Raw genomic sequence first — 20,114 nt, forward strand, 5'->3', positions numbered from 1 at the left:
CGGACGGGCGTTGATAGAGTTCATATCTGGTCCGACCACGGATTGACGAGGAGAAATAATGGTGGAACTCGACCGTTTCGAAGGCGAATTCTGGCTGCCTGAAGCGCCGGAACGTAAGGTCCACGGCGACTGCATCTTCAAGGAAGACGGCAGGATTGAATTGCGACTTCGCGGGACGTTCGAGAACCCGTTCAACGGGTTCATGCTTTCAGGAGCCGATTCATACGATCGGATCCTCGGCGCATCGAGCAGCCGTTACATAACACTTGAGGGATGCAGGAACACCAACGGCACCACGACCACAATTGGCGGGGTCCGCCCGGAACCGTTCGTGCGAAAGGTCATGTCTGTACAAAGAGCATACGACGGCATCGAACTCACAGGCGACGAAGAGACTCGTTTCTTTAAGGCAGCGATCCAGGTTGAGAACCTCCAGCTCATTTCCGGTCTCAATGGCTTCCAAGAACGACACCTCCTCAACGAGGGTAAGACAGGAATTCAAGGGTTCGAGCTCGCCGTCGAAGTCGGCACGCTAGGCCCCGAGCCGTTCGAACACGGAACCATCGCGATCAACGACCGCTACCAGCTTGAGACCCCTCACCCCGGCGAACGGATAGTGCGCCAAAGCCATGAAATCGTCCTAGATTTCGCTTCGCCCAAGACCGCTGACGACATAACTCAACTGGCAACCTACCTGCGTGACGTTGTGGCACTGGCGACGCAGCGCGCTTCGGGCATGATCTCCATCCACCTGTTCCACGAAGACGCCAAGACCGAGTCGCCTAACGGAGACGTTCACATCCCTATCCGATACCGATGGCGCCAGATGAAGACGTCCGTCGATATCGATCGGACCCTCAAAGGCTTCGATCCTCTGTTCACGATTTCCGACCTCGGTGGGGTCGGCGGGCTGGGACGGCTTGTCAGCGTCCTAGCCCGAAACGACTTCGCCAACGCCCGGATCATGTCCACGATCCACCAGCCACCACAGTTCATCGAGATGAAGACCATGCTCAGGTTGTTCCCGCTCGAAGCGGTGTTCCGCGAGTGGCCTGGTTCGGATCCTGACCAGGTCAAAGACTACAAGCGGCAGCTCACCTTCCTCATCCAGCAGGCTGGCGATCCCATGCGGAACCTGCTAGACCAGTGGACTGAATCATGGGCGAACGCCGCCAAGTCCGCCCGGAACCTTGAAGGTCACAGCAACCCCGGCAAGTGGGGCGACCAGCACCAGAATCTCAACCTGCATGCGCATGTCGCCCTGTGGCTCTACGTCATGATCATGCTCAGGCAGGCCGACGCTCCCGAGGCCGCCTTCACCAGACTGTCTCGCAGCAGCAAGTACCAGCAGCACACGCATTCCTTGGCGACCATCGCATGGTCGACCTCGCACGTCGAGATTGATGAGGCCACGTTCCGAAGGCTCCAGGCAGGGACAGCAACCGTGCACGTCGACCGTGGCCGCGATGAGTTCCAGAATCTGGTGGCAGGAGACGTGATCTGCTTCCACCATGGTGACGAGCGCGTCTCGGCACGGTTGACGGGAGAGATCGGCCGATATCTGCCCGCCAAGCTCAACGGCGTGGAAGCACAGCAAGACCTCGGTGCGTCACACGCAGAGGCTCTCACCCTCGCGAACCAAATCAACGGGGCCAGGAAACTCTCAGTCCTGCCAATCCGGTTTCTGACATGAAAGCCAGCGGACAGCTGTGATCCGTCGAGTTTCACTGACCTCATCGGGTCAAGTCTTCCCGGCGGGCCTCGCGGATGAGTTTCTTGACGCTGGTCAGGCCGATGCCGTAGCGGTCGGCCAGCGCAGGCTGTCGCGCCCCCGCGTGGAAGGCCGCGACGAGAGCTTCGACCTCAATCGGGGTCAAGCGCTGGTGCAGCGACCTCGGCGTTCGGGGATCGGCCGTGAGTGCAGAACTGGACGCGATATTGCACAGCGGCGTGCCAAACCGGCGTTCCAACCCCTCATGCAGGGCGACGACCTGCGTCAACGTGTTCGAATAAGCGACCAAACGGGGCGCGCTCTCCCCGTTCCCGGCCCCGCGGTTCACGCGAGCAGGTCGGACTCCCAGTCGTTCGGGCCCTCTCCGGGCCCTTTCTCGCCCTTCACCAGGATGTAGTGCTCGGCGGCGACCGCGCCGTCCCCGAGCTTGTCGCCGAGGACGTCGAGCCAGTCGCCGGGGGCGATCTGGGTCGCGTACGCGGCCATGGCCTCGCGCTTCTTCTCGGCGGCGGTCGGCCCCGCGGTGATGCACGCGTGGATCTCCTCGTCAGGGGACCCGAAGGGGAGGTCGTCCACGGACGCGGCGTCCGCGAACGGGTTGTCGCTCGCACCCGCGAACGCCGCGAACTGCGCCTCGATGACGGCGCGGGGGACGGTGGTCCAGTAGATCTTGCGCACCTCGTGGGCCTCACCGAGGTCGGGGCGCCAGGCCGGATCGGCGGCGAGGTCGGCGGCGCGCATCGCGACGCGGTGGGCCTGGACGTGGTCGGGGTGGCCGTAGAACCCGACCGGGTCGTAGGTGACGAGCACTTCCGGGCGGCGGTCGCGCACGACCGCGACGAGGTCGGCGGCCGCGTCCTCGACGTCGGCGCCCCAGAACGCCCGCGGATGGTCGTTCGAGGGCAGGCCCATCATCCCCGAGTCGCGCCAGCGCCCCACTCCCCCGAGGAAGTGCGCGTCCTCCACACCGAGCGCGGCGGTGGCCTGCCGGTACTCCCAGTAGCGGTAGCCGCCGAGCTGGTCGGCCTCGTTCGCGGCGAGCTGCGCGAGGTGGGGGACGCGGACCTCGCCCTCCTCGCCGAGGGTGCAGGTGACGACGGTGAGGTGCACGTCGGGGCGGGCGGCGTAGTGGGCGAGGGTCGACCCGGTGGAGACCGTCTCGTCGTCGGGGTGGGCGTGGACGAACAGGATCCCGCGTGCGCTCATGGGCCCAAGCCTATCGGCGGGAGGGGCGGGCCGGTTGCTCATGCGCCCCACGAGACACGCGGAGTGCTCAAATGAAACTTTGCAATCTACAGTCCCAGTAAGAGAAAAGCTCGTAATTGTGATGTACCCCATGCACTTACGTCACGGGATCAGGGCTATCCTGCGCTGATGACCACGACCGAAGACAGCGCCGTCTCGTCGCCGCGGGCCGCGATCAAGGCGCGGAACCTGCGGACCGACAACTGGCGGCGCGGCCCGATCCTGACGGTTCTCGGCATCACCGCCTGGGTCGCCTACGCGACGTTCCGCGTCTTCTACCAAGGCGACTACTGGGTCGCCGACTACCACTACCTGACGCCGTTCTACTCCCCGTGCGTCTCCACCGGCTGCGTCCCCGAAGCCGCCCACTTCGGACGGTTCCTCCCGGACCACCCGCTCATCCCCTACGCCGCCCTGAGCCTGCCGTTCCTGCTGGTGTTCCGGCTGACCTGCTACTACTACCGGAAGGCGTACTACCGGTCGTTCTGGCTGTCGCCGCCCGCATGCGCCGTCCCCGACGGGCACACGAGCTACAGCGGCGAGACCCGCTTCCCGCTGATCCTCCAGAACTTCCACCGGTACTTCTTCTACGCCGCGTTCCTCATCTCCGTCATCAACACGTGGGACGCGATCCTCGCGCTCCACTCCCCCGACGGGTTCGGCCTCGGCCTGGGGAACCTCGTGCTGTGGGCCAACGTGGTCCTGCTCTGGTGCTACACGCTCGGCTGCCACTCGTGCCGCCACGTCATGGGCGGGCGCCTCAAGCACTTCTCGAAGCACCCGGTCCGGTACCGGTTCTGGACGCTCTCCAGCGCCCTCAACGCCCGCCACATGATGTGGGCGTGGATCACGCTGGCGTCCCTGGCGCTCACGGACTTCTACGTCATGGCCGTGGCCGCCGGGTGGATCACCGACCTCCGGTTCATCGGTTAAGGGGAAACGTATGAGCGACAACGACATCAACGACGTCGAGCACCTCGCCTGCGACGTCCTCGTCATCGGCGCGGGCGGCGCCGGCCTCCGCGCGGCCGTCGAGGCGCGCCTGGCCGGCAAGACCGTCATCGTCATCTCGAAGTCCCTGTTCGGCAAGGCGCACACCGTCATGGCCGAGGGCGGCGCGGCCGCCGCCATGGGCAACGTGAACTCGAACGACAACTGGCAGGTCCACTTCCGCGACACGATGCGCGGCGGCAAGTTCCTCAACAACTACCGGATGGCCGAGCTCCACGCCCAGGAGGCGCCCGACCGGATCTGGGAGCTGGAGACCTACGGCGCCCTGTTCGACCGGACCGCCGACGGGAAGATCAGCCAGCGCAACTTCGGCGGCCACGAGTACCCGCGCCTCGCCCACGTCGGCGACCGCACCGGCCTCGAACTCATCCGCACCCTCCAGCAAAAGCTCGTCTCGCTCCAGCAGGACGACGAGGCCGCCGGGGAGGGCGAGGAGAAGCTCCAGGTCATCGACGAGACGACCATCACCGAGCTGTTCATCGAGCAGGGGAAGGTGAAGGGCGCGTTCGGGTACCGGCGCGGCACCGGCCGGTTCATGGCGATCACCGCGCCCGCGATCGTGCTGGCGACGGGCGGGATCGGGCGGTCGTTCAAGGTCACGTCGAACTCGTGGGAGTACACGGGCGACGGGCACGCGCTGGCGCTGCGGGCCGGGGCGAGCCTCATCAACATGGAGTTCATCCAGTTCCACCCGACGGGGATGGTGTGGCCGCCTTCGGTGCGCGGCATCCTCGTGACGGAGTCGGTGCGCGGCGACGGCGGCGTGCTGAAGAACTCCGACGGCGAGCGGTTCATGTTCAACTACATCCCCGAGGTGTTCAAGGCGCAGTACGCCGACAACCCCGAGGAGGGCGACCGCTGGTACACCGACCCGGACGGCAACCGGCGCCCGCCGGAGCTGCTGCCGCGCGACGAGGTGGCGCGGGCGATCAACTCGGAGGTGAAGGCGGGCAGGGGCACCGAGCACGGCGGGGTGTTCCTGGACATCGCGTCGCGGCGCAGCGCCGAGTACATCACCGAGCGGCTCCCGTCCATGTACCACCAGTTCAAGGAGCTGGCCGATGTGGACATCACGTCGGAGCCGATGGAGGTGGGCCCGACCTGCCACTACATCATGGGCGGCGTCGAGGTCGACCCGGAGACGGCGTCGTCCAAGGTGACGGGGCTGTTCGCGGCCGGGGAGGTCTCGGGCGGCATGCACGGCTCGAACCGGCTGGGCGGCAACTCGCTGTCGGACCTGCTGGTGTTCGGGAAGCGGGCCGGGGAGTTCGCGGCGGAGCACGCCACGGCCTCGGAACCGCCGAAGCTGACCGACGCGGAGATCGCGGCGGCGCAGGCGGAGGCGCTGCGGCCGTTCGGGAACGACGGGGAGAACCCGTACGAGCTCCAGGCGGCGCTCCAGGCGGTCAACGGGCGGCTCGTGGGGATCATCCGCAAGGCCCCGGAGCTGGAGGAGGCACTCACCGAACTGGAGGCGCTGAAGCCGCGGATCGACAACGTGACGGCCGTGGGCGGGCGCGCCTACAACCCGGGCTGGCACCTGGCGCTGGACCTGCGGAACATGTTCGTCTGCTCGGTGGCGACGGCGAAGGCGGCGCTGGAGCGGGACGAGTCGCGCGGCGGGCACACCCGCGAGGACGCGCCGGGCATGGACCCCGAGTGGCGCCGGGTCAACCTGGTGGCCGCGCTCGACGGCGACGGCGGCGTCGCCCTGGCGCGGCAGGACGTGCCGTCGATGACCCCGGAGCTGCTGGGGCTCTTCGACACCAGTGAGCTCTCGAAGTACATGACCCCCGAGGAATACCGGACGGAAGCGGAGGACGCCTGATGAGCACGAGGACCTTCCGGGTGTGGCGGGGCGACGCCGAGGGCGGCGACTTCGCCGAGTTCGACGTCGCCGTGAACGAGGGCGAGGTCGTCCTCGACGTGGTCCACCGCATCCAGGCGGAGCAGGCCCCGGACCTGGCGGTGCGGTGGAACTGCAAGGCGGGCAAGTGCGGTTCGTGCTCGGCTGAGGTGAACGGGATGCCGCGGCTGATGTGCATGACGCGCATGAACGTCTTCGAGGAGGGCGAGCCGGTGACGATCACGCCGCTGCGCACGTTCCCCGTGGTGCGCGACCTCGTCACCGACGTGTCGTTCAACTACGAGAAGGCGCGGCAGATGCCGCAGTTCGCGCCGCCCGCGGACCTGAAGCCGGGCGAGTACCGGATGCAGCAGGTCGACGTGGAGCGGAGCCAGGAGTTCCGCAAGTGCATCGAGTGCTTCCTGTGCCAGAACACCTGCCACGTGGTGCGCGACCACGAGGAGAACAAGCCGCCGTTTTCGGGCCCGCGCCTGTTCATCCGCGCGGCCGAGCTCGACATGCACCCGCTCGACGCGCGGGACGACCGGCGCGAGGCGGCGCAGGACGAGCAGGGGCTCGGGTACTGCAACATCACGAAGTGCTGCACGGAGGTGTGCCCGGAGCACATCAAGATCACCGACAACGCGATCATCCCGATGAAGGAGCGCGTGGCCGGGGACCGGTACGACCCGCTCGTGTGGCTGGGCCGCAAGATCTTCCGCAAGGGGAAGACCTCGGCTTAAGGACGCGTGAAGGGCGGCCCCGGACTCCGGGGCCGCCCTTTCCGTCTGTGCTTCTTCTGCGCGCCTTACTCTCCGGCGGCCTGGACGAGGTCGATCTCCACGACGATGTTGCCGCGGGTGGCGTTGGAGTACGGGCAGACCTGGTGGGCCTTCTCCACGAGGGCCTGCGCGGTCTCGCGGGGGGCGCCGGGGGTCGAGACCTCCAGGATGGCGTTCAGGCCGAAGCCCTCGCCCTCCTTGCCGATGCCGACGCTGGCCTCCACGGAGGAGGCGCCGAGGTCGACCTTCGCGGCGCGGGCGACTGCCTGGAGCGCGCTGTGGAAGCACGCGGCGTAGCCCGCGGCGAAGAGCTGCTCGGGGTTGGTGAGGCCGCCGGGGCCGCCGAGCTCCTTCTGGATGGCGAGGTCGAGGTCGATGAGGCCGTCGTCGGTGGCGACGTGGCCGTTGCGGCCCTCACCGGAGGACACGGCGTGCGCGACGTAGAGCGGTTCCATGGTGTTTCCCCTTTACTCGGAAGCGGTTTCGCGGTTTCTGACGGATGCGGTGAACTGGTTGAGCCGGTCGCGCAGGGCGATCAGCTCGTCGTACGACATGCCGGAGGCGGAGCCGACCACCTGGGTGATCTCGCAGCCCTGGCTCTCCAGCTCGGCACCGCTGGCGGTGAGGTGGACGGTGACGCGGCGCTCGTCGCCCGATTCGCGGCGGCGCTCGACGAAACCGGCGGCCTCCAGGCGCTTGAGCAGCGGCGAGACGGTGCCCGAGTCGAGCTGGAGCTCCTCGGCGATGTCGCCCACGGTGCGGCCGTCGGCCTCCCACAGCAGCATGAGGACGAGGAACTGCGGGTAGGTGAGCCCGAGCCGGTCGAGCATCGGGCGGTACAGCCCGACGACCGCCCGGGAGGCGGCGTACATGGCGAAGCACGCCTGCTCGCGGAGTCTCGGTGTCGCGTCCATGAGAAAAAGATAGCGCACAACTCAGTTGTGTACAACTTAAATTGGCGTGACGCTCCGGTCGGTCGCCGGACCGGTGGCTACTCGCCGAGGAGGGTGGCGGTGGCGACGGCCTTGAACGCCTCCTCCGGGTGCTCCGTCACGCCGGGAGGGAAGTTCCCGGCGATGAGGAGTTCGGCGAAGCCGTGCGCGAGCGACCAGGCGGCCAGCGCGCGGACGTTGAACACGGCGCCCGGCACGGCCCCGGTGCCGCGGTGGAGGGCCTCGCGGGAGCGGGTCTCGGCGCGGAGGAGGTCGGGGTCGTCGGCGTGGAGGAGCTCGGGTCGGAACATGACTTCGAAGTGCGCCTTGTGGTCGATGGCGAAGCGGACGTAGGCGGCGCCGACGGCGTGGAAGTCGCCGGTGGACTCCCAGGCGCGTTCGAGCGCGTCGGCGAAGCGGTCGAAGCCCTCGGCGGCGACGGCGGTGAGGAGCCCGGCCTTGTCGCCGAAGTGGTGGGCGGGTGCGGCGTGCGAGACGCCGGCGCGCTTGGCGACGGCGCGCAGGCTCAGGGCGCTCGGGCCGGCCTCGGCGACGGCCTCGACGGCGGCGTCGATGAGGGCGCGGCGGAGGTCCCCGTGGTGGTAGCGGTCGGTCACGGTGACCACTGTACCGCGGATCTTGACAGTGTCAAACACCACTGGTCACTGTCAAGATTTTAACTTGACACTGTCAAGACATCTGAGTACCTTCAGATCAGAACCGCCACGAGATTGGAAGCCCCCTGATGTTCGAGTCCGCCTTCGCCCTGAGCGACGCCTCCCGCCTCCTCGCCGGGATCGTCCTGCTCACCGTCGTCACCATCGAGTTCGGCGGCACCTTCCTGGTCCGGATCGCCAGCGGCAAGGTGCCCTTCACCGAGTTCCAGAAGTCCTTCTCCCGCGCCGGGCACGCCCACGCCGGCGTCCTCGTCATCTTCAGCCTCATCGGCCTCGTCCTCGCCGACGCCACGGGGCTCGAAGGCGCCTGGGGCTGGATCGCCCGCGCCGGGATCCCCGCCGCCGCGATCCTCATGTCCGGCGGGTTCTTCGCCTCGATGGCCGGGAAGGGCCGCACCGAGCCGAACAAGGCCGTCGCGCTCCTCTACGCGGGCGCGGTGAGCCTCGCGGCCGGGACCCTGACGCTCGGCGTCGGCCTCCTGGCCGCCTGAGCCCACATCGCGAGGTCGCGCCGCATGCCCGCGGCGCGGCCCCGCCTAGAATCGGTTCTCGTGAAACTCAGCATCGGTATCGTCGGCCTGCCCAACGTCGGCAAGAGCACGCTGTTCAACGCGCTGACCCGCTCGGACATCCTCGCGGCCAACTACCCGTTCGCGACGATCGAGCCGAACGTCGGCGTCGTCGCCGTCCCCGACGACCGGCTGCCGAAGCTGGCCGAGATCTACGACTCGGAGAAGACCCTCCCGGCCACCGTCACGTTCGTGGACATCGCGGGGCTCGTCAAGGGCGCCTCCGAGGGCGCGGGCAAGGGCAACCAGTTCCTGTCGAACATCCGCGAGACCTCCGCCATCGCGCAGGTCGTGCGGGTCTTCGAGGACGGGAACGTCACCCACGTCGACGGCAAGGTCTCCCCCGTGGACGACATCGAGACGATCAACACCGAGCTGATCCTCGCCGACCTCCAGACCGTCGAGAACGCCATGAAGCGCCTGGAGCGCGAGGCGCGCATGAGCAAGGACGCCAAGCCGAAGCTGGAGGCCGTCCAGGCCGCGCAGGCCGTCCTCGACTCCGGCCGCACCGTCTTCGCCGCCGGGCTCGACACCGAGCTGCTGTACGACCTGCACCTGCTCACCGCGAAGCCCTTCATCTACGTCTTCAACGTGGACGAGGACCAGGTCGCCGACGAGGAGCTGGCCGCGAAGCTCCGCGCCCTCGTCGCCCCCGCGCAGGCCGTCGTCCTCGACGCGAAGTTCGAGTCCGAGCTCATCGACCTCGACGAGGCCGAGGCCCTGGAGCTCCTGGAGTCCACCGGTCAGACCGAGCCGGGCCTCGACCGCCTCGCCAGCGTCGGCTTCGCGACCCTCGGCCTCCAGACGTACCTCACGGCCGGGCCGAAGGAGACGCGCGCCTGGACGATCAAGCAGGGCGCGACCGCCCCCGAGGCCGCGGGCGAGATCCACACCGACTTCCAGCGCGGCTTCATCAAGGCCGAGATCGTCTCCTTCGACGACCTGGTGGAGGCCGGCACGATGCAGGCCGCCAAGTCCGCGGGCAAGGTCCGCATGGAGGGCAAGGACTACGTCATGTCCGACGGCGACGTGGTCGAGTTCCGCTTCAACGTCTGACCGGCGGGGCGCGTCCCCGTCGCAAGCGAAAGGCCCGCACAGTGTGCGGGCCTTCGTGTGTTTCGGCGGATCGCCGGGAGGTGGGGTTCCCGGCGGTCCGCCTTGTCGTTGCCACCTCGTTGGGTGGTGGTCCGCCGCTCGTGCAGCGTGCGGGCCGGTCGCTACTCGCCGCGCCTGAGCCAGCGGAAGCGGCCCTTGGCGAGGCCGGTCTCCTCGGAGGCGAGGTCCCCGGCCATGGTGATGTAGGCGGTCTCGACGCGTCCGGCGAAGGTCACGTCGGTGAGGCTGAACCCGCCTTCACGGGCGAGCACGATGAGCGTGGCCTCGTCGGTCCGCCGCACGTCCGGGCGGACGCCGAGCGTGTCGGCGAAGATCTTGATCTGCTCCGCGAGCTCGGCGTGCTGGGAGTCGTCGAGCGGCAGCGACCGCGAGAGGCGGCCGTCGTCCGCTACCCAACCGTTGAGCTCCCTCAGTGCATCCAGCAGCACGTTGTCGTCTTGCTCCGTTCTCCCCATGGCACCATCGCCATCCGTCGTCGCCGTTCCGAAGTGCCGCGTCCAGCAGAGCTGCGCCCTGCCGGAGCAGGGCCGCGACCGATCAGTAAGGTTGGTCTGACAGCGATCCGGCAGTCACGAGGGGCGTTCGTGTCTGAATTGTCGCCGGATCTTTATCATTTCTGAACCGAGTCTTCCGCGTTGTTCAGCTTCTGTCCAGACCGGCAAACGGGATTAATCGGGTATACCGGAAATTCATGGACAGTTCTTGTCTGGTTCTGTGCCGACGGACACGATTCCTGACCACCCGGCCCATGCGATATCAACCGAACGTATGAACAACAGGATGCTCACTAGCAATCACGCATCGTCATCGTTCGTACGAAAGATAACGAAACGCCTTCAGCACGGCAACGGACCCATCCGTCGCTTCCGGGCCCCTGCCCCTAGACTCCTGCCGGTGAGCGAAGCAAGCACGCCCCGCATCGTCGTCGGCGCCGCCATCCGCGACGGCCGCACCATCCTCGCCGCCGCCCGCGCCTACCCGCCCGCACTCGCCGGGCTCTGGGAGTTCCCCGGCGGCAAGCTCGAACCCGGCGAGACCGAGGCCGAGGCCCTGCGCCGCGAATGCCGCGAGGAGCTCGGCGTCGACATCACCGTCGGGGAACGCGTCACCGGCGACCTCTCCACCGGCGACGGCCGCTACCTCCTGCGCGTCTACTACGCCGACCTCGCGGGCGGCGAGCCGCTCGCGAAGGAGCACGCCGAACTGCGCTGGCTCGCGCCCGAGGAACTCGACTCGGTCCCGTGGCTCCCGGGCAACCGCCCGGCGGTCGACGCGATCCGTGAGGCGCTGGGCGCCTGAAGCCCCCGTCATCCCAGGGTTCTAGAAGAAGGTCTGGACGGCGTCGACGACGGTCCCGGCCTCCTCGTCCACGACGGGCAGCAGCAGCCACTTGTCGAAACTGGTGCAAGGGTGGGAGAGCCCGAGACGCACGACATCGCCGACGGCGAGGTGGTCGACCGCCCCCGTGAGGAACAGGTGCTGGTCGCTGATCTGCGGACACTCCGTACCCTTGAGTCCCAAGGGGATCGGAAGATCCTGGTCGTAGGGGAAGTCGCGGCGGCCGCCGTCGAGGATCGCCAGTCCCGTTTCGGGCCTTGAGATCACGCGCGAGCGCCCTTCGAGGGCCGGGCGCAGCTCCGGGCCGTCGCCGCCGCGCGCGGTCGGGGTCATGCGGGCGTAGAAGCCGTGGTCGTGGACGAGGTAGGAGCCCGACCGCAGGAGCACCTCGGCCCGGTCGGCGAGCGGTCCGAGGATCGCGGCGACGCGGTCGAAGTAGGCGCTGCCCCCGGCACTGAGGACGGGCCGGTCCGTCTGGAAGTCCAATGCCTCGAACAGGGTCACGAGGTCGCCCAGGTAGTGGTCGACCGCGGCGATCGAGGCGGCATCGGTCCCGCTCGCCACGGCGCCTTCGTAACCGGCGACCCCGGCGAGCCGCAGGTGCGGGTCGGCCTCGATCTTCGCGGCGACGGCCAGCGCCTCGGCGATGCTCCGCGCCCCGGCCCGGCCTCCGGGGCTACCGAGCTCCACGTACACGTCCAGCGGCGCGGCGCCGGTACCCCTGACGAAAGTCAGGGGTGTTTCGGAAAAGAGTCCGATGGCAGTGCCTTGACCAGCCCATACGCTTAGTCGTGCAAGCTCGGCCGGATCGGCGATCTGGTTGGCGATCACGATGCGGGGCACGCCGAAGTGACGGGCCACGCCGGCTTGGAAGGAGGTGGCGACGGTAATCGCGGCAGCGCCAGCATCCAGCTGACGCCGCCACAACTGCGGGGCCATGGTGGCCTTGCCATGGGGGGCGAGCGCAAGCCCCCGCTCGGCACACCACGTGGCCATGGCCCGCAGGTTGTGCTCAAGCGCCTGGTCCGATATCGATACGAGGGGGGTGGGGAGGGTGGGGGTGGGGGGCCCCGAAGCGATCCACTCGCCGACCGTGAGCCCGTGGGCCGCGGCCGGGACACCCTTGTGGCGGAAGTCGAGGACTTCGTCGCGGAGCGCGTCGAGGCGCGCGGTGTCCATCATCATCGACCGGCCCCGCCGGGGACCGCGGTGGAGCAGGGTTCCGCGGGGTGCGGGCCGAGCCGACGACCGGCCCGCGCGCGGGCCGGGGTCGGGCGGGCCTGCGCAATCGGCAGGCTGAGCCGGGCCCGGCGGTCGGCCGCGCCGCGGGCCGCAGCCGGGCGGAACCCCGCGGCCGGATCGGGCTTCGCGACCAGGTGGGGCTCCGCGGCCGGATCGGGCTTCGCGGAGGGTGGGTTGCGCCTGGTGTGGTTCATGGGTTCACCGCCGTTGGTCGGGCCGCCGCTTATTGGAAGGTATCTTCACTATATGACCGAGAAGATCGCGATCCGCACCGACGCCGCTCCCGCCCCCGCGCACGCCTTCCCGCAGGGGGTCCGCAAGGGCCCGCTGCTCACCGTCTCCGGGCAGGGCCCGGTCGACCCGGCCACCGGCGAGTACCTCTTCCCCGGCGACGTGAAGGCCCAGACCCGGCGCACGCTCGACAACGTCGCCGCGATCGTCGAGGCGGGCGGCGCCACGATGGCCGACGTCATGACGCTCCGCGTGTACCTCGCCGACCGCGCCGACTTCGCCGCCATGAACGAGGTCTACGAGGCGTTCCTCGAAGAGAAGATCGGCGCCGCCGCGCCGTTCCCGTGCCGCACCACCGTCATCTGCACCCTCCCGAGGGCCGAGATGCTGGTGGAGGTCGACGCCCTGGCCTGCGTAGACTAGCCGGACTTTTGCCGACGGGGAGGGGCGCGCAGTGACCGCAGGAGACTTCGTGATCCGGGGTGCCGAGATCGCCGACGGCACCGGCGCGCCCCTCTACCGGGCCGACGTCGCCGTCCGCGGCGGCCGTATCGCCGGGATCGGCGAGCGCCTCGACGGGGCCGAGGTCATCGACGCGGGCGGGCTCGTGCTCGCGCCCGGGTTCATCGACATGCACGCCCACTCCGAGCTCGCCGTCCTCACCGACCCCGACCACCTCGCCAAGCTCGGCCAGGGCGTCACCCTCGAAGTGCTCGGCCAGGACGGCCTCTCCTATGCGCCCGTGGACGACACGACCGCGCCGCAGATGCGCGACGCCATCGCCGCCTGGAACGGCCGCCTCGACGTCGAGCACGACTGGCGCACCGTCGGCGAGTTCCTCGACCGCCTCGACCGGGGCATCGGCGGCCGCGGCATCCCCGTCAACGCCGCCTACCTGGTCCCCCACGGCACGGTCCGGATGCTCGCGATGGGCTGGGACGACCGCCCGCCCACCGACACCGAGCTCGCCGCGATGAAAGCCCAAGTGGCCCAAGGCATGGAGGAGGGCGCGTTCGGGCTCTCGGCCGGGCTCAGCTACACCCCCGGGATGTACGCCGCCACGGCGGAACTCGTGGAGCTGTGCACAGTGGTCTCTCAGTACGGCGGCTACTTCGGCCCCCACCAGCGCAGCTACGGCGCGGGTGCGATGGAGGGCTACGCGGAGATGATCCAGATCGCCCGCGAGGCCGGGTGCGCCCTGCACCTCGCCCACGCCACCCTGAACTACGAGGTCAACGCGGGCCGCGCCGCCGAACTCCTCAAGCTCGTGGACGAGGCCCTCGACGAGGGCGTGCCCGTCAGCCTCGACACCTACCCGTACCTTCCCGGCATGACGATGCTCGCGGCGCTCCTGCCGAGCTGGTCGCTCGCCGGTGGCTATGGGGCCCTTCGGGAGCGGCTCGCCAGCCCCGAGACGCGGGCGCGGATCGTCCATGAACTCGACGTCACCGGCACCGACGGCGCCAACGGCGTCCCCGGCCACTGGGACCGGTACGAGATCGCGGGCGTCACCGACCCCGGGCTGCGCGGCTACGTCGGCAAGACCGTCGCCGAGGCGGCCGGGACGCGGCGGCCCGCCGAGTTCTACCTGGACCTGCTGCTGCGCGACGACTTCGGGACCGGGTGCCTCATGCACGTGGGCAACGAGGAGAACGTGCGCGCCATCATGCGCCACGGCGTCCACACGGGATCGTCGGACGGCGTGCTCGCCGGGGACAAGATCCACCCCCGCGCCTGGGGCTCCTTCGCCCGCTACCTCGGGCACTACACCCGGGAGCTGGGCCTGTTCGGCGTCGCGGAGTGCGTGGCCCACCTCAGCGGCCGCCCCGCCGCGGTCCTGGGCCTCACCGACCGCGGCCTCGTCAAGGAGGGCTTCGCGGCAGACCTGGTGCTCTTCGATCCGGACACTGTGGACGCGCGATCCACGTTCGCCGAGCCCCGGCGGCAGGCCGCGGGCATCCCGTACGTCTTCGTCAACGGCGCCTTGGCGATCGCTGAGGGGCGGCGGACCGGTGTCTTGACCGGTCGGTCGGTCCGCCGCCCCCGGCGGTGACCGGCGCCCGGCCGGGGCCATGCGCATTTACTGCTCGCAAGCTTCGCCGAGGCCGGGCGCCGGACGACTACTTCAACCCGGACGTCGAGAAGCCCTGGACGAAGAAGCGCTGGAAGAACAGGAACATGAGCAGGACCGGGAGGATGAACATCGTGCTGCCCGCGGCCAGGAGGTTCTGGACGGGGAAGCCCTTCTCGTTGACGTAGCCCGCGGTCATGGCGACGGCGAGGGTGGTGCGGTCGGCGCTCAGGAGGAGGCTCGGGGCGATGAAATCGCCCCAGCTGGCGGTGAACGTCAGGACCATGCACGCGGCGAGGACGGGCCAGGACTGCGGGATGAAGATGCGCCAGAAGATGCGCACGTGGCCGCAGCCGTCGAGGATCGCGGCCTCTTCGAGTTCCTTCGGCATGCCGGAGAAGAACTGCCGGAACAGGAACACCATGTACGCGGCGCCGGAGAGCCCCCAGAGGACCCACGGGACGTAGGTGTCGACGAGGCCGAGCTTCGCGAACATCAGGTAGGTCGGGATGAGGGTGATGATGCCGGGCATCATCATCGTGGAGATGAGGAGCCCGAACCAGAACTTCTTGCCCGGGGCCGAGAGCCGGGCGAAGCCGTACGCCATCCACGCCGAGGACACCGTGGTGAGGACCGAGGTGATGGTGGCGAGGAGCAGCGAGTTGCGGGCGTAGCCGAGGAAGTCGATGAACGTCAGGGCGTCGATGTAGTTGCGCCACTGCGGGACCGCGGGGAACCACTGGACGGGGAAGACGGAGAGTTCGCTCGGGGCCTTCAAAGAGGTGAGGATCAGCCAGCCCAGGGGCCCGGAGAAGACCACCGCGAGGGTGATGAGGGAGACGTACAGGGCCGTGACGCGGGCCCGGCGGGCGATGCGCTCGGTCACCGGCCCTCCTTCGGTTCGGACGGGTCGACCCCGCCGTAGAAGACCGCCCGGTTCCCGAGTTTGAAGACCAGTCCGGTGATGAGCAGGACGAAGAGGAACAGGACCCACAGGAGCGCGGAGGCGTATCCGAAGTGGCTCTTGGCGAAGTACTCGGCGTAGACGTGGACCATGAAGAAGTAGTTGCCCTCCGGCACGGCGGTGACCGCGGCCGGGCCGTTGACGGGCGCGAGGAGCAGCGAGGGCACGAACACCTGGAGCGAGCCGATCACGCCGGTGACCACCTGGAAGAAGATGATCGGGCTGAGCAGCGGCAGGGTGATCTTGAAGAAGGAGTACACGGGTCCGGCGCCGTCAACTTTGGCCGCTTCGAGGAGTTCGCGGGGGACGTCCTGGAGGGCGGCGAGGGAGACGATCATGGACCCGCCCACGCCCCACAGGATCATGAGGATGAGCACGAACCGCACGTACGGGTCGGCGAGCCAGGAGACCGGTTCGCCGCCCGCGGCGCCGATCACGGCGTTGGCGGCGCCCGCGTTCTTGTCGAAGATGATCTTGAACGTGAGGGCCGCGGCGACGCCGGGGACGACCGCGGGCAGGTAGAACAGGGCCCGGAAGAGGGCCCGGCCGCGGAAGTCGCGGTTGAGGAGCACCGCCATGAGCAGGCCCGCCGCGACCCCCGTCGGCACCGTGGCGAGCATGAAGATCCCGGTGCGGCCCAGGGAGGCGATGGTCTGCCCGTCCTGGAACACCCGCACGTAGTTGTCGAGGCCCACATAGGACCAGTTTGGGGAGAGCCCGTCGGTGTTGGTGAGGCTCATCCAGAACGCGTACCCGAGCGGGAACACCGTCAGGAGCACGAACCCGGCGATCCACGGGCCCACGAAGAGGTAGAACGTGCGGGTCCGCTGGCCCGCCCGGCCCCGCGTGCGACGGCGGGACCGGGCGGGCGCCCCGGGGGGCGGGGCGGTGTCGGGGACCGCGGTCACTTGACGAGCTCCTTGCCCTCGTCCAGGAGCGCGTTCATGTCGGCGTTCAGGGTGTCGCCGAGCGAGGCGGCGGTGGCGTCGCCGTTGATCGCGTCGGGCAGGTACTGGTTGAGGACCGCGTCGAGGGCCTCCACCTTCACGTACGGGGAGAACGACAGGACCTTGAAGTAGTCGGCCTCCGCTTCGACGGCGGCGAGGGCCTGCTCCTGCGCGGGCGTGCCCGTGGGCAGGTCGGCGCGCAGGGACAGGAGGCTCGGGAGGCCCCAGCCCCCGGCGGCGCGCTCCTTCGCGGGGTCGCCGCCCATGAACCACTCGAAGAGCTGCCACGCCTCGTCCTGCTGCTTGGACGCCTTGGGGATCCAGTACCCGGTGGCGCCGAAGCAGGGGCTGAGGCGCTCGCCGCCCATGGTCGGGGCGGGGGCGAGGCGGGAGGTGGCGGCGAGGTCGGCCTCGGCGGCGACGGCGCCGCCGAACCAGTAGCCGGACCAGGAGACCGCGAGGCGGCCGGTCTGGTACGGGGGCCAGTCCCAGCCGTCGGGGTTGGGTTCGACGGGGCTGAAGCCGACCTTCGCGCGGGCGTAGTCCAGGTACCACTGGAGCGCCTTCCGCCCTTCTGGGGACGAGAAGTCGACGGCGCCGAGGTCCTCGGACAGGAGGCTGCCGCCCGCGGAGGCGGTCATGTTCGCGAGGCTGATGAACAGGCCGAGGCCGCCCGCGGAGAGGCCGTAGACGGAGGTCGTGTCGCCGTCCTTCTGCGTCAGCTCCTTGCCGGTGTCGAGCCACTGGTCGTAGGTGACGGGCTCGGTCTCGGAGGGGTACGCGACGCCCGCGGCGTCGAAGAGCGCTGTGTTGTACCAGAACATGGCGTCCTGGGAGTAGTCCTTCGCCATGCCGTAGCGCGGTCCCTGGCCCTGGACGCTGCCGTCGTAGCGCCACACGTCGTTGACGGGGTCGATGTCGTCGGCCTTGAGGAGTTCGGAGGACGCGAAGTAGTCGTCGAGGGGCAGGGCGAGGTCGCGGGCGACGATGTACGGCGTCTCGACGGCGCCGAGGCCGCGGACCAGGTCGGGGGCGGTGCCGCTGGCGAGCATCGCGGTGAGCTTGGTGGGGTCGACCTCGACGCGCTTGATCGTGACGCCCAGTTCCTGCTCGGCGGTCTTGAGGAACTCCGGGCTGAACTCGTTCTCCGGGGCCATGATCGTGAGCGTCGTGCCGCCGCTGCCGCCGCCCGCCGAAGGGGCGCAGGCGGACAGGGCGCCCGCGGCGGCGCCGAGGGCGGTTCCGCGCATGAGGCCGCGGCGGGAGAGCGTGCCGGAAGACGGCGCGGTTTGAGACGGCGCAGTAGGAGACGGCGTTGTCCCGAGGGATGCAGGCATCGATTCGCCTTTCATGAAGGGGTTTGCGAAAGTCTGTGGACGAAATTTAACGGTGTGGACGTAAGTTCGTCAAGACTCTTGACACAGATTTATGGGCGACGGGTATGATCGCCGCATGCCCCGGACAAGCAGCGGTTCCCTCCAGTCCCTGCGCCGGGCGAACCAGGAGCGCCTGCTGACCCTCTTGCTCCGCAAGGGGCCCGTGCACCGCGCCGAGCTCGCCCGCCGCGCCGACCTCTCCCGGACCACCGTGTCGACGATCGTCGCCGACCTCATGGCCCGCGGCCTCATCGTCGAGTCCGCCGCCGCCGGGCCCGGGACGGACGGCCGCGCCAAGGAGGCCCTGGTCGTCAACCCCGCCGCGGCCGTCGCGCTCGGCATGGACTTCACCTTCGACCACGTCTGGGTCCACCTCTCCGACCTGGGCCACAACGAGATCGCCAGCGCCGGGCAGCCCGTGGACACCGGTCTGGGCTGGGCCGAGCGGATCGACGTGGCCGCCGACGTGCTGGACCGGCTGATCGAGCGCCACGGGCTGGACCGGGCCCGGATCGTGGGCGCGGGGATCGGGCTGCCGGGGCCGATCGAGCGGGCGACGGGGATCGTGTCGACGTCGCTGCCGGACCAGCCGTGGTCGCATGTGCATGCGGCGGACGAGTTCGCGGGGCGGCTGCGGCTGCCGGTCGCGATCGAGAACAACACGCGGCTGGAAGCGGTGGCCGAGTCGTACAGCGGCGCGGGGAAGGGCGTACGGGACCTGCTGTACGTGGGCCTGTCGAGCGGGATCGCGGCGGGGCTGATCCTGGACGGGCGGCTGTTCCGGGGCGCGGTGGGGGCGGCCGGGGAGCTGGGGCACACGTCGGTTGACGTGGACGGTCCGGCGTGCGCGTGCGGGAACCGGGGGTGCCTGGTGCTGCGGGCGGGGATTCCGGCGGTGCTGGAGGCGGTGCGTCCTCATCTGGGGGCGAAGGCTTCCGTGGAGGACGTGCTGTCGGCGGCGGCGGCCGGGGACCGGGCGTGCGAGGGGGTGCTCGCGGACGTGGGTCAGACGACGGGGCGGGTGCTGGCGAGCCTGTGCAACCTGTTGAACCCGGAGCGGATCGTGGTCGGCGGGGAGCTGGCGCGGGCGGGCGAGGTGCTGCTCGATCCGTTGCGGACGGCGATCCGGCGGTATGCGCTGACGTTGGTGAGGGATGTGGACGTGGTGCCTGCGGCGTTGGATCTGGGGGCGCGGGCGGGCGCGGTCGGGGGTGCGGCGCTGATCCTGCGGGAGCGGCCGGGCCTGGCGGCGGCGCTGGTGGACTTGACGGACGGGGCGGGCGCGTGAACCGGTTCGCGGGGAGGTCCGTGGTGGTGACGGGCGGGGCGATGGGCATCGGTGCGGCGTGCGTGCGGCGCTTCGCTGCTGAGGGTGCCGCCGTGTACGTGGCGGATGTGGACGAGGCGGCGGGGGCGTCGATCGCCACGGAGATCGCGTCGGCCCGGTTCGTCCATTGTGACGTGTCGAAGGCCGCCGATTGGGATGCCTTGGCGGGCATCGTGCTGCGGGAGCAGGGGCGGGTGGACGTGCTCGTGTCGAACGCGTACGCGCTGCGGTTCGGCGCCCCGCACGAGCTGCCCGAGGACGACTGGGACCTGGTCCAGGCGGTCACGTTGAAGGCCGCCTATCTGGGCATGCGGGCGCTGGCGCCTTCGCTTGCGGCCGTGGGCGGCGCGGTCGTGGCGGTGTCCAGTGTCCATGCGCACGCGTCGTATCCGGGGTTCGCCGCGTACGCGGCGGCGAAGGGCGGGCTGGGGGCGCTGGTGCGGCAGCTCGCGGTCGAGTACGCGCCCGCGGTGCGCGTGAACGCCGTCGTGCCGGGCCCGATCATGACGCGCCAGTTCGCGGGGATGTCCCCGGAGTCGATCGCCGACGAGGCGGGCCGCACGCTCGCGAACCGGATGGGGCGGCCCGAGGAGGTCGCCGCGGCGGTCGCGTTCCTCGCGTCCGACGAGGCCGCGTACGTCACCGGCGCGGAGCTGCCGGTCGACGGCGGCTGGCGGGTCAGGCACCGCTGAGCGCCGCCGCACACCC

20 protein-coding genes and 1 pseudogene are annotated in these 20,114 nt (G+C 69.5%); 11 read left to right on the forward strand and 10 right to left on the reverse strand.

What is annotated here, in order from left to right; translation table 11 throughout:
- Nucleotides 1-58: 58 nt before the first annotated feature.
- Entirely contained in the window at nt 59-1,693 is a 1,635-nt protein-coding gene (locus AB0A65_RS01645) for a hypothetical protein (protein ID WP_359944543.1), read from the forward strand.
- Between the two features lie 40 nt (nt 1,694-1,733).
- Here AB0A65_RS01645 and AB0A65_RS01650 read toward each other — a convergent pair whose 3' ends face one another.
- Nucleotides 1,734-2,000: a hypothetical protein gene (locus AB0A65_RS01650; RefSeq protein ID WP_359944546.1), complete on the reverse strand. Its 267-nt coding sequence runs from the start codon at nt 1,998-2,000 to the stop codon at nt 1,734-1,736.
- A 56-nt stretch (nt 2,001-2,056) separates the two neighbouring features.
- Nucleotides 2,057-2,938, reverse strand: coding sequence for an N-acetyl-1-D-myo-inositol-2-amino-2-deoxy-alpha-D-glucopyranoside deacetylase (mshB, locus tag AB0A65_RS01655; RefSeq protein WP_359944549.1), 882 nt, complete (start codon nt 2,936-2,938; stop codon nt 2,057-2,059).
- 168 nt (nt 2,939-3,106) lie between these two features.
- On the opposite strand from mshB, the gene AB0A65_RS01660 reads away from it, so the two are divergent.
- The 3 genes and pseudogenes from AB0A65_RS01660 to AB0A65_RS01670 form a co-directional block, all read left to right on the forward strand.
- Nucleotides 3,107-3,910 carry a hypothetical protein gene (locus AB0A65_RS01660; protein ID WP_359944552.1) on the forward strand — a complete coding sequence of 268 codons (804 nt, stop codon included), beginning with the start codon at nt 3,107-3,109 and terminating at the stop codon, nt 3,908-3,910.
- Between the two features lie 10 nt (nt 3,911-3,920).
- Complete coding sequence (locus AB0A65_RS01665; protein ID WP_359944555.1) at nt 3,921-5,816, forward strand: fumarate reductase/succinate dehydrogenase flavoprotein subunit; 1,896 nt, start codon at nt 3,921-3,923, stop codon at nt 5,814-5,816.
- Nucleotides 5,813-6,565 (forward strand): annotated as a pseudogene (locus tag AB0A65_RS01670) (succinate dehydrogenase/fumarate reductase iron-sulfur subunit); the annotation flags it as partial. The gene AB0A65_RS01665 and the pseudogene AB0A65_RS01670, both read left to right, overlap by 4 nt.
- 77 nt (nt 6,566-6,642) lie before the next feature.
- On the opposite strand, the gene AB0A65_RS01675 reads toward AB0A65_RS01670, so the two are convergent.
- The 3 genes from AB0A65_RS01675 to AB0A65_RS01685 form a co-directional block, all read right to left on the reverse strand.
- Nucleotides 6,643-7,071 (reverse strand): organic hydroperoxide resistance protein, encoded by a 429-nt coding sequence (locus AB0A65_RS01675; RefSeq protein WP_359944558.1) that lies wholly within the window; start codon nt 7,069-7,071, stop codon nt 6,643-6,645.
- Nucleotides 7,072-7,083: 12 nt separating this feature from the next.
- Nucleotides 7,084-7,530 (reverse strand): MarR family transcriptional regulator, encoded by a 447-nt coding sequence (locus AB0A65_RS01680; protein ID WP_359944561.1) that lies wholly within the window; start codon nt 7,528-7,530, stop codon nt 7,084-7,086.
- A gap of 77 nt (nt 7,531-7,607) precedes the next feature.
- Nucleotides 7,608-8,174, reverse strand: coding sequence for a TetR/AcrR family transcriptional regulator (locus tag AB0A65_RS01685; protein ID WP_359945549.1), 567 nt, complete (start codon nt 8,172-8,174; stop codon nt 7,608-7,610).
- 119 nt (nt 8,175-8,293) lie between these two features.
- On the opposite strand from AB0A65_RS01685, the gene AB0A65_RS01690 reads away from it, so the two are divergent.
- The gene (locus tag AB0A65_RS01690; RefSeq protein ID WP_359944564.1) at nt 8,294-8,716 is read left to right on the forward strand and encodes a hypothetical protein; all 423 of its coding nucleotides are present in this window, start codon (nt 8,294-8,296) and stop codon (nt 8,714-8,716) included.
- A gap of 60 nt (nt 8,717-8,776) precedes the next feature.
- Entirely contained in the window at nt 8,777-9,850 is a 1,074-nt protein-coding gene (ychF, locus tag AB0A65_RS01695; protein ID WP_359944566.1) for a redox-regulated ATPase YchF, read from the forward strand.
- 161 nt (nt 9,851-10,011) lie between these two features.
- Here the strand turns inward: ychF and AB0A65_RS01700 are convergent, their stop codons facing one another.
- Nucleotides 10,012-10,365, reverse strand: a complete 354-nt coding sequence (locus AB0A65_RS01700; protein WP_359944569.1) for a pterin dehydratase — start codon at nt 10,363-10,365, stop codon at nt 10,012-10,014.
- 439 nt (nt 10,366-10,804) lie between these two features.
- On the opposite strand from AB0A65_RS01700, the gene AB0A65_RS01705 reads away from it, so the two are divergent.
- Nucleotides 10,805-11,209, forward strand: coding sequence for a (deoxy)nucleoside triphosphate pyrophosphohydrolase (locus AB0A65_RS01705; RefSeq protein WP_359944572.1), 405 nt, complete (start codon nt 10,805-10,807; stop codon nt 11,207-11,209).
- A 21-nt stretch (nt 11,210-11,230) separates the two neighbouring features.
- Here AB0A65_RS01705 and AB0A65_RS01710 read toward each other — a convergent pair whose 3' ends face one another.
- The gene (locus tag AB0A65_RS01710; RefSeq protein ID WP_359944575.1) at nt 11,231-12,433 is read right to left on the reverse strand and encodes an alanine racemase; all 1,203 of its coding nucleotides are present in this window, start codon (nt 12,431-12,433) and stop codon (nt 11,231-11,233) included.
- Nucleotides 12,434-12,736: 303 nt separating this feature from the next.
- Here AB0A65_RS01710 and AB0A65_RS01715 point away from each other — a divergent pair, with 303 nt between their 5' ends.
- Together AB0A65_RS01715 and AB0A65_RS01720 are read left to right on the forward strand one after the other, a co-directional pair.
- Nucleotides 12,737-13,144 carry a RidA family protein gene (locus AB0A65_RS01715; RefSeq protein WP_359944578.1) on the forward strand — a complete coding sequence of 136 codons (408 nt, stop codon included), beginning with the start codon at nt 12,737-12,739 and terminating at the stop codon, nt 13,142-13,144.
- 31 nt (nt 13,145-13,175) lie between these two features.
- A complete protein-coding gene (locus tag AB0A65_RS01720; RefSeq protein WP_359944581.1) occupies nt 13,176-14,774 on the forward strand; it encodes a D-aminoacylase in 1,599 nt (532 codons plus the stop codon).
- Between the two features lie 67 nt (nt 14,775-14,841).
- Here AB0A65_RS01720 and AB0A65_RS01725 read toward each other — a convergent pair whose 3' ends face one another.
- The 3 genes from AB0A65_RS01725 to AB0A65_RS01735 are packed head-to-tail and all read right to left on the reverse strand — an operon-like array spanning nt 14,842 to nt 17,953.
- Entirely contained in the window at nt 14,842-15,678 is an 837-nt protein-coding gene (locus AB0A65_RS01725; protein WP_359944584.1) for a carbohydrate ABC transporter permease, read from the reverse strand.
- Nucleotides 15,675-16,664 carry a sugar ABC transporter permease gene (locus AB0A65_RS01730; protein ID WP_359944587.1) on the reverse strand — a complete coding sequence of 330 codons (990 nt, stop codon included), beginning with the start codon at nt 16,662-16,664 and terminating at the stop codon, nt 15,675-15,677. Before AB0A65_RS01730 ends, AB0A65_RS01725 begins: the two co-directional genes overlap by 4 nt.
- The gene (locus AB0A65_RS01735; RefSeq protein WP_359944589.1) at nt 16,661-17,953 is read right to left on the reverse strand and encodes an extracellular solute-binding protein; all 1,293 of its coding nucleotides are present in this window, start codon (nt 17,951-17,953) and stop codon (nt 16,661-16,663) included. The genes AB0A65_RS01730 and AB0A65_RS01735 overlap by 4 nt, the downstream gene beginning before the upstream one ends.
- Nucleotides 17,954-18,155: 202 nt before the next feature.
- Between AB0A65_RS01735 and AB0A65_RS01740 the strand changes: the two genes are divergently transcribed.
- Both AB0A65_RS01740 and AB0A65_RS01745 read left to right on the forward strand, forming a co-directional pair.
- A complete protein-coding gene (locus AB0A65_RS01740) occupies nt 18,156-19,367 on the forward strand; it encodes an ROK family transcriptional regulator (RefSeq protein ID WP_359944592.1) in 1,212 nt (403 codons plus the stop codon).
- On the forward strand, nt 19,364-20,098 hold the full coding sequence (locus tag AB0A65_RS01745; protein ID WP_359944595.1) for an SDR family oxidoreductase: 735 nt from the start codon (nt 19,364-19,366) through the stop codon (nt 20,096-20,098). The genes AB0A65_RS01740 and AB0A65_RS01745 overlap by 4 nt, the downstream gene beginning before the upstream one ends.
- The last annotated feature ends 16 nt before the right edge of the window (nt 20,099-20,114 follow it).

Source organism: Glycomyces sp. NPDC047010 (assembly GCF_040644205.1).
Classification (GTDB): domain Bacteria; phylum Actinomycetota; class Actinomycetes; order Mycobacteriales; family Micromonosporaceae; genus Glycomyces.

Excerpts from the sequence above, each read along its gene's own strand:
- AB0A65_RS01645 (WP_359944543.1), top strand. The coding sequence starts at position 59 with ATGGTGGAACTCGACCGTTTCGAAGGCGAATTCTGGCTGCCTGAAGCG.
- mshB (WP_359944549.1), bottom strand. The coding sequence starts at position 2,938 with ATGAGCGCACGCGGGATCCTGTTCGTCCACGCCCACCCCGACGACGAG.
- AB0A65_RS01660 (WP_359944552.1), top strand. The coding sequence starts at position 3,107 with ATGACCACGACCGAAGACAGCGCCGTCTCGTCGCCGCGGGCCGCGATC.
- AB0A65_RS01665 (WP_359944555.1), top strand. The coding sequence starts at position 3,921 with ATGAGCGACAACGACATCAACGACGTCGAGCACCTCGCCTGCGACGTC.
- AB0A65_RS01675 (WP_359944558.1), bottom strand. The coding sequence starts at position 7,071 with ATGGAACCGCTCTACGTCGCGCACGCCGTGTCCTCCGGTGAGGGCCGC.
- AB0A65_RS01680 (WP_359944561.1), bottom strand. The coding sequence starts at position 7,530 with ATGGACGCGACACCGAGACTCCGCGAGCAGGCGTGCTTCGCCATGTAC.
- AB0A65_RS01690 (WP_359944564.1), top strand. The coding sequence starts at position 8,294 with ATGTTCGAGTCCGCCTTCGCCCTGAGCGACGCCTCCCGCCTCCTCGCC.
- AB0A65_RS01700 (WP_359944569.1), bottom strand. The coding sequence starts at position 10,365 with ATGGGGAGAACGGAGCAAGACGACAACGTGCTGCTGGATGCACTGAGG.
- AB0A65_RS01710 (WP_359944575.1), bottom strand. The coding sequence starts at position 12,433 with ATGATGATGGACACCGCGCGCCTCGACGCGCTCCGCGACGAAGTCCTC.
- AB0A65_RS01715 (WP_359944578.1), top strand. The coding sequence starts at position 12,737 with ATGACCGAGAAGATCGCGATCCGCACCGACGCCGCTCCCGCCCCCGCG.
- AB0A65_RS01735 (WP_359944589.1), bottom strand. The coding sequence starts at position 17,953 with ATGCGCGGAACCGCCCTCGGCGCCGCCGCGGGCGCCCTGTCCGCCTGC.
- AB0A65_RS01740 (WP_359944592.1), top strand. The coding sequence starts at position 18,156 with ATGCCCCGGACAAGCAGCGGTTCCCTCCAGTCCCTGCGCCGGGCGAAC.